This is a genomic window from Ciceribacter azotifigens, assembly GCF_048159625.1.
Taxonomy (GTDB): Bacteria; Pseudomonadota; Alphaproteobacteria; order Rhizobiales; family Rhizobiaceae; genus Allorhizobium; species Allorhizobium azotifigens.
The window spans coordinates 18,139-28,107 of record NZ_JBLQTA010000021.1; the positions used below are offsets into that span (position 1 = coordinate 18,139).

Annotated in this window: 17 protein-coding genes; 3 read left to right on the forward strand and 14 right to left on the reverse strand. The window is 65.4% G+C overall.

Features of this window, described 5'->3' with window-relative positions; genetic code table 11:
• The 14 genes from ACM6UT_RS21070 to ACM6UT_RS21135 all read right to left on the reverse strand — a co-directional run bounded on the left by ACM6UT_RS21070 (window position 1) and on the right by ACM6UT_RS21135 (window position 7,373).
• A complete protein-coding gene (locus ACM6UT_RS21070; RefSeq protein ID WP_416799306.1) occupies window positions 1-348 on the reverse strand; it encodes a DUF736 domain-containing protein in 348 nt (115 codons plus the stop codon).
• Between the two features lie 67 nt (window positions 349-415).
• Window positions 416-961, reverse strand: a complete 546-nt coding sequence (locus tag ACM6UT_RS21075) for a S26 family signal peptidase (RefSeq protein WP_416799307.1) — start codon at window positions 959-961, stop codon at window positions 416-418.
• On the reverse strand, window positions 958-1,476 hold the full coding sequence (locus ACM6UT_RS21080) for a DUF2840 domain-containing protein (protein WP_416799308.1): 519 nt from the start codon (window positions 1,474-1,476) through the stop codon (window positions 958-960). Before ACM6UT_RS21080 ends, ACM6UT_RS21075 begins: the two co-directional genes overlap by 4 nt.
• Window positions 1,477-1,728, reverse strand: a complete 252-nt coding sequence (locus tag ACM6UT_RS21085) for a hypothetical protein (protein WP_334150424.1) — start codon at window positions 1,726-1,728, stop codon at window positions 1,477-1,479.
• Window positions 1,725-2,363, reverse strand: coding sequence for a ParA family partition ATPase (parA, locus tag ACM6UT_RS21090; protein ID WP_416799309.1), 639 nt, complete (start codon window positions 2,361-2,363; stop codon window positions 1,725-1,727). Before parA ends, ACM6UT_RS21085 begins: the two co-directional genes overlap by 4 nt.
• On the reverse strand, window positions 2,360-3,505 hold the full coding sequence (locus ACM6UT_RS21095) for a replication initiator protein A (protein WP_416799310.1): 1,146 nt from the start codon (window positions 3,503-3,505) through the stop codon (window positions 2,360-2,362). Before ACM6UT_RS21095 ends, parA begins: the two co-directional genes overlap by 4 nt.
• A gap of 11 nt (window positions 3,506-3,516) precedes the next feature.
• Window positions 3,517-3,798 carry a helix-turn-helix transcriptional regulator gene (locus ACM6UT_RS21100; RefSeq protein ID WP_034465387.1) on the reverse strand — a complete coding sequence of 94 codons (282 nt, stop codon included), beginning with the start codon at window positions 3,796-3,798 and terminating at the stop codon, window positions 3,517-3,519.
• A gap of 133 nt (window positions 3,799-3,931) precedes the next feature.
• On the reverse strand, window positions 3,932-4,441 hold the full coding sequence (locus ACM6UT_RS21105; protein WP_416799311.1) for a DUF2285 domain-containing protein: 510 nt from the start codon (window positions 4,439-4,441) through the stop codon (window positions 3,932-3,934).
• Window positions 4,442-4,481: 40 nt separating this feature from the next.
• Window positions 4,482-4,706 (reverse strand): transcriptional regulator domain-containing protein, encoded by a 225-nt coding sequence (locus ACM6UT_RS21110; RefSeq protein WP_416799312.1) that lies wholly within the window; start codon window positions 4,704-4,706, stop codon window positions 4,482-4,484.
• 111 nt (window positions 4,707-4,817) lie between these two features.
• On the reverse strand, window positions 4,818-5,081 hold the full coding sequence (locus ACM6UT_RS21115; RefSeq protein ID WP_034468224.1) for a DNA -binding domain-containing protein: 264 nt from the start codon (window positions 5,079-5,081) through the stop codon (window positions 4,818-4,820).
• Window positions 5,082-5,213: 132 nt separating this feature from the next.
• On the reverse strand, window positions 5,214-5,468 hold the full coding sequence (locus ACM6UT_RS21120) for a helix-turn-helix domain-containing protein (protein ID WP_107396056.1): 255 nt from the start codon (window positions 5,466-5,468) through the stop codon (window positions 5,214-5,216).
• 190 nt (window positions 5,469-5,658) lie between these two features.
• A complete protein-coding gene (locus ACM6UT_RS21125; protein ID WP_107396055.1) occupies window positions 5,659-5,985 on the reverse strand; it encodes a DUF736 domain-containing protein in 327 nt (108 codons plus the stop codon).
• 635 nt (window positions 5,986-6,620) lie between these two features.
• Entirely contained in the window at window positions 6,621-7,061 is a 441-nt protein-coding gene (locus ACM6UT_RS21130) for a hypothetical protein (protein WP_107396054.1), read from the reverse strand.
• Between the two features lie 144 nt (window positions 7,062-7,205).
• Complete coding sequence (locus tag ACM6UT_RS21135; protein WP_165363918.1) at window positions 7,206-7,373, reverse strand: hypothetical protein; 168 nt, start codon at window positions 7,371-7,373, stop codon at window positions 7,206-7,208.
• A 312-nt stretch (window positions 7,374-7,685) separates the two neighbouring features.
• Between ACM6UT_RS21135 and ACM6UT_RS21140 the strand changes: the two genes are divergently transcribed.
• From ACM6UT_RS21140 to ACM6UT_RS21150, 3 genes are all read left to right on the forward strand, one after another.
• Entirely contained in the window at window positions 7,686-8,438 is a 753-nt protein-coding gene (locus ACM6UT_RS21140; RefSeq protein WP_416799313.1) for a hypothetical protein, read from the forward strand.
• Between the two features lie 75 nt (window positions 8,439-8,513).
• The gene (locus tag ACM6UT_RS21145) at window positions 8,514-9,263 is read left to right on the forward strand and encodes a PGN_0703 family putative restriction endonuclease (protein WP_416799314.1); all 750 of its coding nucleotides are present in this window, start codon (window positions 8,514-8,516) and stop codon (window positions 9,261-9,263) included.
• 164 nt (window positions 9,264-9,427) lie between these two features.
• On the forward strand, window positions 9,428-9,943 hold the full coding sequence (locus ACM6UT_RS21150) for a hypothetical protein (RefSeq protein WP_129609370.1): 516 nt from the start codon (window positions 9,428-9,430) through the stop codon (window positions 9,941-9,943).
• Window positions 9,944-9,969 lie beyond the last annotated feature (26 nt).

Genomic DNA, 9,969 nt, shown 5'->3' on the forward strand with positions numbered 1-9,969 from the left:
TCACTCCCGCTCGCCGCGTCTGGGCGGCCGGTTCCAGTGCAGCGACCAGGCCGACTTGTCGTCGCCGGACTGGAACAGGTTGGCGCGGATCGGCTGCTTGAAGGCGGGATCGTCGATGAGCAGCGAGACATAGTCGCCCGCCTTCTCGCCGGTGCGTTTCCAGGCGGCGCCAACTTCCGGACCGACCTCCGGCCCGTCGACATCGCCGAGATGGATGCGATAGTCGGGCGTGTTCTCGGCGTCGGAATGCTCGGCGGGAACGAGCACCAATTCGACATCAAGCGTGAGCGTATGGATGCGCCCGGAATAGCCGGATTTGGTGCGAGTGAATCGACCAATCTGCGACATTGTGGTTTCCTTTCGTCGGGGGTGGGTGAACAGGTTCGGCGCGAACGGCACGCCGATCAGGGGTCAGTCATCGGGTTGGCGCGCGCCACTCGTAGCGGCCGGGGCCGTCTTCATCGGTCCAGAGCGGGACCGCGCGGCCGATGATCGAACTCATGGGAAGCGGGCCGAAATAGCGGCCGTCGAGGCTGTCCTGGATCTCCCAGTTCATGAGGAACACCTCGCCGACGGCGATGCGCCGGCAGCCCTGCCAGACGGGCAGGTCGCGGCCGCGCCGGTCGCGCTCCAGCGCATTGCCCATTGCGATCCGGTCGACCGTGATGGCGAGCCCCGAGCGGCAGACCCGTTGTCCCGGCAGACCGGCGATACGCTTCATCAGCGGCACACCGGGGGGCAGGTAACCGCGCTCGGCGAGGAAGCGCGCCAGTGGCTCGGGCGCATCGACGGCGACCAGGTCCGCCACCTCGAGCCGGTCATCCGGTTCGATCGAATAGAGCCCGATCGGTGCGCTCGCGGAGGCGTTCCAGATCAGCTTCTTCGGTGTTTCGATGAGCGCCGTTGCGCCGACGCCCATGGTCATAAGACAGGTGAGCATCACATAGCCGAAGCGGCTCATAGCGCGGTCCTCCCGCGCAGGAGGAAGGCCCGATGGTGCTGGGCGGTGTAGGCGCGCGGCTCATGGCCGGCGGCCAGGCGGTTGTGGACGTGCCGCCAGTGGTCCGGCGAAACATCGGCCGGATCGATGCCGAGCGCCTCGATGGCATCGATGATCCGGAGCACGCACTCGACCTTGGGCCATCCTTCGATCTTCAGGAGGATGTCGCCGCCGGGCCGCACGAAAGGCAGTGTCTGATAGGGCTCGCCGCGGTCGATGGCGCGCACGATGTCGATGCGCGAGATGATGGTGCCGTAGTCGTTGGACGCCCAGCGGATGAAGGCAAAGAGGCTGTTCGGCGCGAAGCCGACGACACGGCGCCGGCGGTCGAGGATCTGCTCATGGACTTCCCGGCCGAAGCGGATCCAGTGTTCGATCCGCTTCTCATGCCAGGTCAGCTCGACGAGCGTCGTGAATGGTGCGGGGCCGGCCTGCGAGTGGCCGCCGCGCACGCGGGGGTCCGCGATGCCGGTCATTTACGTGTCTCCTTGGTCTGGCGGGAATTCGCGAGCGAGCAGGTCGCGGAGCATGTCGGCGACGGTCTGTCCGCGCCGGAACGCCGCGATCTTGATCCGGCCGCGCAGCTCGGGCGTGACGTCGATCGTCAGCCGGGCGGTGAAGCCGGCGGCATCCGCGTCGCGCGGGGGCGATGCATCCGACGCCTTGATCCAGCGTTCGGGATCGGCGGGGCGCGACGCGAAACCGCGTTTCGGAGCGCGCCCGCTCATGGCGCGAGCCTCCCCACCTCGGCCCCGATGGCCGCGATCTCGCGTGTAGCCGCACTGTCCTCGTCGATCTCGAAGACGAGCCGTCCGGATTGCGCGGTATCGGCGAAAGCGACGCGCTGACCGATCCGCGCCGCCAGCACCGGCGGATCATGATCTGCGAGCGTCTCGGCCGTCTCGCGGGCGATGACGGTGCGCGCGCCGCAGCGGTTCAGAACGAAGCGGGCGGCAAGCTGCGGGCGATAGATGCGCGCTTCCTGGAGGAGCGAGAGCATCTCGGCCGAAGCCCAGCCATCGAAAGGCGACGGCTGCACGGGGATCAGCACCAGGTCGGCGGCGAGCAGCGCCGAGCGCATCAGCGAGGCGACACGCGGCGGTCCGTCGATGACGATGTGATCGGCATCGCGCGCCAGTTCTGGCGCCTCGCGGTGCAGGGTGTCACGGGCGAGGCCGACGACACCGAACAGGCGTGGAAGGCCTTCGCGCGCCCGCTGCTGCGACCAGTCCAGCGCCGAGCCCTGCGGATCGGCGTCGATTAGGGTGACGCGCCTTCCCTGCCGCGCCCATTGTCCCGCGAGATGCAGCGCCAACGTCGTCTTCCCGACGCCGCCCTTCTGGTTGAGGAACGCGACGATCATCGTGCCCCTCCCGGCCTGCGCCCGAGGGGGAGTCGCGATGGGTGAGCGGCTTCACTGCCGGTTGGTCGTGCCCGGGATGCTTTTCGGAGGAGCCCGTCGACGGCGGCGGCGACAGTGTTTTCCACATCGCTCCGCGCAACATAAGAGTTAGATTCTCTGTTAGATTCTAAGTTAAGGCCCGGAATCGTCGTTTCCGGCCAGAGACTTAACTGCGATCTCTGCGTGCGAAGTCCCGATGGTCCTGCGTGCGAAATCCCGATACCGCTTGCGTGCGAAGTCCCGACCGCATCCACAGCGCCGTCCACAGGTCCTATTGAAGACTTCGCGGGCAGGATGCGCAGAAGTTCGCGCCGGCCTTCGCGCTCGATGTGCAGCCGATAGCCGGGCAACGGCTGGCGCGGGACGATGCGCCGGAGCTGGAGCGCGAAGTCGGAGACGCGCATGAGGCTGCCGGACTTTTCGTGGAGATGGGCGAACTCGAATATCCAGCCCCGCGGCTGACGGCCGGCGTGCTTGCGCGCGACGCGGTAGAGCCAGCGTTCGATGCCGCCCGTCAGCCGGAAGTAGGCCGGGTCGATGGTAAGCACGAGCGAGCGGTCGGTGACGCCGCGATAGAACCAGTCGGGCAGCACGAACTCCATGCCCTCGACGCGCCCGTCGCGCGTCACGCATTCCTCCCATTCGTTGATCCAGGAGAACTGGTGGCGACGCCAATGCTCGCCCTGCCGGATGGTGGTGCGGATGACGGTCGATTGCAGCCGGGTGAGCGCGCCCTTCAGCAGCTTGTAGTCGCGCTGGCCGGTTTCCCGGCCGATTGCCATCAGGAGCTGATAGGGCGTGAAGCGCAGGAAGCGCGAGGTCTTGAACCCCAGATTCTCGGCCTCGACGATCTGCGAGGCGGCCCAGATGAGGATGTCAGCGTCCCAGATCGTCGCCATGCCGTGCTCGGGCACGGCGAAGACCTCGACGCGGACGTCGCCGCTCTCATAAAGGATCGGCGCGACGCGCTTGGCCTTGGCGAGCGAGAAGAAGGGCCTCTCCATGAGATCGCGCTGATCGCGCGGACTGGCGTCGCCGGTTGCAACGATGAAGGGATCGAGCTTGGCCCGCTCGGTCGAGGTGATGAGGCGACGCCGCTTCATGATTGGACGTCTCAGCGATGGGAGCGGCCGGCGGGGGCCGCCGGCATCGGGTCGTGACGCTTGGCGGGCAGCACAGACCCACGCGGATCGGAGGTCGAGGTGACGGCGCCCCGATCGGCCCAGGCCTGGAGGTCCTCGATCGCATAGACGACGCGGCCGCCGAGCTTGCGATAGGCCGGGCCGGTGCCATAGGTGCGATGTTTTTCCAGCGTCCGGCCGGAAAGGCCGAGGAAACGTGCGGCCTCGGGGGTTCTGAGAAAGCGCGGCGGCAAGCCGGCGAGATTGGGCGACATGATCGGGCCTCCGTGGGTTCGTTGAGGCCGCTGGCAGTGAGCGGCGGACGCAGGTCACGGTGGCGAAGGAGAGCCGCGAGGTGGGAGTGCGAAGAAGGGCGTGCCAAATTCGCACCCCCCTTTCGACATCGGGTCAGGATCGGCGGCGATGACGCAGGAGCACGCGATAGCCCCCGGCGATCATGGCGAGGGCGTCCTTGACAAGGTCCATCGTCGCGTCGCGCAGCGCCGAGGACTTCCATGGATCGGATGCGACGCGGGACACGCCGTAAATGACGTTGGCGATCTCACGGTAGCTCGCGCCGTTCATGCGTCCGTCGACCGCTTGCAGCATGTGGCGGATGCGCCGGCGTTGCTGCTTGGTCAGCCGGGTGTCCGCGGGCACGGCGCGACCGAGCAGGGACTTGAGCAGACGCTGGACGGCTTCGAGCCGGTCGAGGCCGTCATGGTCGAGCGGGATCAGCGCGGCGAGCGGTTCGCCGGCTGCGACGCCGGCCAACCGCAGGAGATGGAGAAGCTGCCCGTCTCCGGGGTCGTGCAGGAAATGAACGCCCTGCTCGTCGGCGCGGGCGGCGGTCTCCCGGATGGCGGAAAAGAGATTGCCGTCGGCCGGAAGGATGGACGGCGCGGCGGCCAGCAGCACGGTGCTGGTGTCATCCTCCGGGCACCAGAAGACCGGCGCTTCAGTGGCGTTGAGCGACGGACGGACAACGAAATTGCAACCCCCAGCGTTTCCTCACCCGGTTCGTCAGTTCCCGGAGATCGCACGCCGAACGCCTGGTCTCGGCATAATCACGCTGATAGTCGCCGTTGCGCCGCAGCCATTCCCAGCCAAGATCGGGCGATGCGAGCTCGTCGAGATAGTCGTAGGTCGATGTCGACCGCCACCGGGATATGTCAGGGGTCACGGGCGTCCTCTGCGCGTTGGCTACCGGGAGGAGCACCATCCCCGGTTGCAGAGGCCGCCGGAAGCCCCGAAGGTGGCAACGGGCGATGCAGCCGAGGCATCGCAATTCTGGCTAGTGGGCACGGCCCTCGCGGACGAGCAGGCGATAGCCGTGCTCGGTCATCCACCGGGCGCGGGCGAGATGGGTGTCGTGGACATGGCGCGCGCGGTCCGGCTCGCGGTCTGGATCGAGGCCGAACAGGATCGTGACAGCCTCGCGCCAGTCGGCGCCATCGGTCGCCGCGTCGAGCAGCCGCATATAGAGCTTCATGTGCTCACGGTCATAGGTCGTGAGCGCCGCGCTTTGCGGCGGTTCATCGAGGAAATGTACTTGCATCACGTCAGCCCCCAGCGCCTTACCATATCCGCCCCCGCCCCATTTGTTAACCGGGCGTTCGACGGGCACAGAGAAGGCCATTGGTGCATCGCGCGATGCACCGGAGGCATCGCCGAGGCACCAAACGGGATGTCAGGGTGATCTGCGGCTGTCGATTTTCGCACGAACGAACATCACTCCTTCCCCCTGATCGGAGTTGAGGAAGACGATGCCGTTGGCCTCGAGCGCCCGGCGCACCTGATCGTGCGTCGTCTCATACACCTTGAGGCCGCTCTCGGACTCGAGGCGCTTCAACGCGGTCAGGGATACCAGGGCCTTTTCAGCGAGCGTCTCCTGCGTCCAACCAAGCAACGCGCGTGCGGCCCGCGTCTGTCGGGCGGTGATCATGCATGATCACCTCCCACCGGCACAAATGCGCACGCCAGAACTACGACTATATTAGTCGTTCTATGGGCGGGCGGCCAGACACAAAACGCTGTACCAGCGTCCTTCGGAGTTATCGGCGTCGTGACTGATTCGGTCGCCCCGCAATGAAAGAGGCCCCGCCCGGATCGTCCGGGCGGGGCGTCGCGGCGCCTCAGTCGCCGTTGCGGCGGCTGGGGCGGGACCAGATGAGGCTGTAGCCTTCGCCGTCCTCGTCGTCGAAGAGGTTGGCGAAGATCGGGGCGGTGAAGCTCGGATCGTCGAGCTTGAGGCCCAGATAGTCGCGGCCCTCGTTGGAGCGCTTGGACCAGGCGGCGCCGATCTCGGCGCGGCCGACGAAGACGCGGTGGCTGGGGGCGTTCTCGCCGGTGGCCCGGGTCTCGGGGACGATGCGCACGCCCTTGGCCTGGACGCTGAGGGTGACGATTTCGCCGGCGAATTCGTTGTTGCCGGTCTTCTTGAAGGTGCCGATGGTCGCCATGTCAGTTCTCCTTGATCACTGCTTCGAGCCCGCACCATTGCGGCCTCGATGGCGATCGACGGGCCGGAGGCGATCGACGCCGCACCCCCCGGGGTCCCCATTGCGCTTGCGCAATGGGGTGGGCTCGTCAGGGCCGCAGCGCCAGCGGAGGATGGCAGCCAGGCGACTTTGTTGTTTCGCGAGGAATGACGGCGAAGCCGGCAGGGGAAGAAAGTCGATCGGCGCCATTGCGGCATAGGCGATCGAGGCGCAGCCGGCCTTCGGCCAGATCAGCCCATTGAAGAGGCCGTGTTGGAGCGGTCGACCTGACAGAAAGATCAAGGGAGAACGTGGTGGCCCCGCGAAGCCGCCGGAATCCTGGCAACGAGTCCCTGCCGGCGATGTCGTCCCACCTGTCCTGGCGATGATCGCGATGGGCTTCCCGCAGGCATCGGCTCGTGAGACGCCATCCGCGCCTGCGTCATCGAGTGGCTGTGCCGGGGCTGACTACCGGTTCAGCGCCGCTTCAACGGGCCTCACGCTATGTCTGGCCTCACATCGCAATCTCTGCTTGACGGTCGGCTTCGTCCAACTTCGGCGTCGAGGATGGCAGGCGTGCCGGCCTGCTGGCCATGCCTCCAACGGCCGTGTCGGTATCAGCCCCGCACCATCCCCCGTCCGGCCGGTTCGGGCGCGGCCATCGCTGCTATCCGCAGGAATGCCGCAATGCCGACCGCGATCGCGCCGACGACCGAAAAGGCGATCTGCCAGCCCTCGGACGGCATAGTGTGCTTCACGATGCCATGGGTCGCGTGATAGCCCGCGATCGCCGCCGGGGCTACGAAGGCAAGTGCAATGCCGACGCGCAGCCAGAGCGGGCGCGCGAAGGCAAGCAGCAGTTGGCCGACGCCGAAAATCAGCCCGGCCGCGACCAGGCCGATCGCGATGCCGCCCGGCCAGCCCGCGCCGGTGTCATAAGCCCACATGCCGGCGGTGACGCCAGCAAAGGCCGGGAGCGCGTAGATAGCAAGCGTGAACAGCAGCCAGCAGAGAACGCCGATAGCCGCGACGCTGAAGATGATGCCAAGGAAGATCATGGTGGTGGCCTCCGTTAGAAAAGGTCTGACGGTCGCGCCTTCCACCACCACCACGGCACGGCATGAAGCATAGCCGAAGATGAGCGGCCACGGGAGCGGAAATCGGCTAGGAAGTTCCGCTCGCCGGACCGGGCGCTCCCTTCGTCAGGGTTGGAAGGGATCGATTTCATGGATGATGGCGGCGGTGTCGCCGTCGTATTCGTTGGCGGGAACGACCGACAGGCTGCCGTCGCCGGCCCGGAAGACGACGATGGCGACCATGAGGGTGGTGGCGAGGCTGAAGGCGAAGGCATGAGCGTCGTTGAGGGACATCGTTCCGGCTCCTGTCTTGGAGGCGGGGGACCATCCCCCGCGCGACAGGCGCCCGATGTGTCCGGCCGAGGGCCGCAATCACCGCGGAGGCGAAGCCTCAAGGCCGCACGCTCGCGTAGCGGACCCTTCACGGGTTGATGGCGTCAGGCCATCGGCTGGACCAAGGATCAGCGCAGAGGAAGCGGGGGTGGTGCTTCGCTTTCCGGAGATGGTAGAGAAACGATCTCTTCAAACAGCTCTACCGCTCAGGACTCACGCTCAAAACTGTGGTCAGCCTTCTTGCGGCGGGGGCAGATGACAGGGGGGCGGCAAGTGGCGGAAGGCTTCTTCATTCCAGACGGTAACGAGGCGTTGAGGGACGATATCCCGGCGGTCGTCAAGCTGATCGAGCGCACAGCGCGGTGGGTCAATCCGGAAACCTTCCGGCGCTTGCCGGTGTGGGCGCCGCACACGGCGCGGGGTCGACCGCTTTATGACGCGCAGTGGAGTCGTCGCTATACCAACACCCGAAAGGCTACCGGGGTTACAGCCGACAAATTCGAGGGCAACGTGGCGGCTCTGAACGCGCTGGTCGCTGCCCTGGATGTGGCATCGCCCAAGCCGAAGAATTGGACCGTCTGCCACATCTGGGGCTACGACGATCCGTCCTTTGCGCAACAGAGCAGTGTGGTTCAGGACCCCCGTTATTTCTCCTGCGTCGCCAACATGGTGTGGCTGCCGACACCGCTCAAAGGCTTCACCGACACGCTTCCCGAGATCAAGGCCATGCTGCGAGTCTGCGCATTCCATCTCTATGGATGGGCCTGCGAGCATCCGTCGGTCGCGGAACAGGCCACCAAGGTCAGGTCGGGTTGGATTCCCAACGGCTATCCCAAGAGTTGGCCGAGCCCGGATAATCCCGGTGCATTGCCGCCCGGTGTCGCACCATTCAGCTTGCGCATCGAGCGGGAAATCGCCAAGCGCAAACAGAAGATTAAGACCGACCTCGCGAACGCGGCTTTCCTTCATTATCCCAAGGACGACGTGGTCGGCGTCCTGAAATACTGGAACATCGATCTGGGTTAGGCGGCGCTCACGCGAAACTACAATTGTGAAGTGCGAGAGACTTCGGCACGGTCCTAGACTTGGGGGGAACGACGAGTGAGTGACCCGAAATTTCTACGCGGCATTCCCGCTGGCCACGTGCTTAACCGCCTTGCAAAGGCCGGCGGCAAGGAAATTGAGTCTGGCAAACTTTCAAGCCCGGAGAGTTCCGCAGCACTCGCGGTCAATTGCTTCGGCTGGTTCATCGAGCGGCCGGAACTTCTTCCACCTCTGAGCGGCCTTGAGGCCGCTGGCGTCCCTGAATTGGTAGACGTGGAGTTTTGCGCGCGGTTTCCCTGGTCAGGCGGTCGGCATCCTTGGCTCGACGCTGTGGTGCAGACGCCGACGACGCTGATCGGGGTTGAAAGCAAGCGCTTTGAGCCCTTCCGGGACGTGAAGTCTGTCAACCTTTCGGACGCTTATGACCGGCCCGTTTGGGGCCGGGACATGAAGGGTTATGAAAGGATGCGAGACCGCCTGCGTTCAGGGGAGGAGCGGTTCACTCACCTTGATGCCGCGCAACTGGTCAAACACGCATTTGGCCTGGTGACCGAAGGCCGCCGCCGAAATCGGGCACCGGTACTTTTCTACCTCTTCGCTGAACCCGCAGCGAGGAACGGCCATCCCATCGCGCAGGATGACCTCATGTGGCATCGGAACGAAATTGCCCGTTTTGCCGGAGCGACCGCGGGCGATGAAGTGACATTTCACTTCGCGAGCTACCGGGAGTGGCTCGGAACCTGGCGTGGGCTCGATAACAACATTGCGGCACATGGACAGGCAATCATTGAAATGTTTGCGCCGTGAGTGGCGCAGTCGGGACTGAGGATGTCACGACCGCTGCCGAAATGGCGCGGTCCCACGGCGTTGATCCCAAGCGGTTCCGGGCTGCGCTTCGCCGAGCCAGTCTGCGGTGGCACTCCCATAGTGAGCGCTGGGAAGTCCGCATTGGCAGCCCCGAACACAGGGATATGGAGCGCATTCTAGCCACCTTTGCGCTGGCTGCGAATGTCGCCCCGGCGGTCGAACAGGTGCGGAGCAGACCTCCATCGGCTGCCAGGTCTTCGAGCGACGAAGCATGGATCATCGACCTGTGCGATGCTGTTCTGGGAAAGAAGGCGATACGCCAGCACCGTTTTCCATTTCTATTAGGGGATGCCGGGCCTTCGGGACGAAGGGTGTTGCTTCCAGTCGACGCCTTCTATCCGGAGCTTGGGCTGGCGATCGAATATCACGAGCGACAGCACAGCGGACGCGTGCGCTTCTTCGATGATCGTCCAACCGTTTCGGGCGTTTCGCGCGGTGAACAGAGACGTCGTTATGACGACTATCGGCGAACCTTGCTCCCTCTGCATGGCTGCGCGCTGGTGGTGTTCGACTACTCGGAATTCGAGCACACCAGTGCTGGGCGCCTTCTTCGCACAGAACGAGATCGAGAAATCATCACCGCGCGGCTGCGCGATCATGTGACCATCGCCACGGTATGAGGGCGGGGGGGGGGGGGGGGCGACGG

Excerpts from the sequence above, each read along its gene's own strand:
- ACM6UT_RS21070 (WP_416799306.1), bottom strand. The coding sequence starts at position 348 with ATGTCGCAGATTGGTCGATTCACTCGCACCAAATCCGGCTATTCCGGG.
- ACM6UT_RS21075 (WP_416799307.1), bottom strand. The coding sequence starts at position 961 with ATGAGCCGCTTCGGCTATGTGATGCTCACCTGTCTTATGACCATGGGC.
- ACM6UT_RS21080 (WP_416799308.1), bottom strand. The coding sequence starts at position 1,476 with ATGACCGGCATCGCGGACCCCCGCGTGCGCGGCGGCCACTCGCAGGCC.
- ACM6UT_RS21085 (WP_334150424.1), bottom strand. The coding sequence starts at position 1,728 with ATGAGCGGGCGCGCTCCGAAACGCGGTTTCGCGTCGCGCCCCGCCGAT.
- parA (WP_416799309.1), bottom strand. The coding sequence starts at position 2,363 with ATGATCGTCGCGTTCCTCAACCAGAAGGGCGGCGTCGGGAAGACGACG.
- ACM6UT_RS21095 (WP_416799310.1), bottom strand. The coding sequence starts at position 3,505 with ATGAAGCGGCGTCGCCTCATCACCTCGACCGAGCGGGCCAAGCTCGAT.
- ACM6UT_RS21100 (WP_034465387.1), bottom strand. The coding sequence starts at position 3,798 with ATGTCGCCCAATCTCGCCGGCTTGCCGCCGCGCTTTCTCAGAACCCCC.
- ACM6UT_RS21115 (WP_034468224.1), bottom strand. The coding sequence starts at position 5,081 with ATGCAAGTACATTTCCTCGATGAACCGCCGCAAAGCGCGGCGCTCACG.
- ACM6UT_RS21120 (WP_107396056.1), bottom strand. The coding sequence starts at position 5,468 with ATGATCACCGCCCGACAGACGCGGGCCGCACGCGCGTTGCTTGGTTGG.
- ACM6UT_RS21125 (WP_107396055.1), bottom strand. The coding sequence starts at position 5,985 with ATGGCGACCATCGGCACCTTCAAGAAGACCGGCAACAACGAATTCGCC.
- ACM6UT_RS21130 (WP_107396054.1), bottom strand. The coding sequence starts at position 7,061 with ATGATCTTCCTTGGCATCATCTTCAGCGTCGCGGCTATCGGCGTTCTC.
- ACM6UT_RS21135 (WP_165363918.1), bottom strand. The coding sequence starts at position 7,373 with ATGTCCCTCAACGACGCTCATGCCTTCGCCTTCAGCCTCGCCACCACC.
- ACM6UT_RS21150 (WP_129609370.1), top strand. The coding sequence starts at position 9,428 with ATGGAGCGCATTCTAGCCACCTTTGCGCTGGCTGCGAATGTCGCCCCG.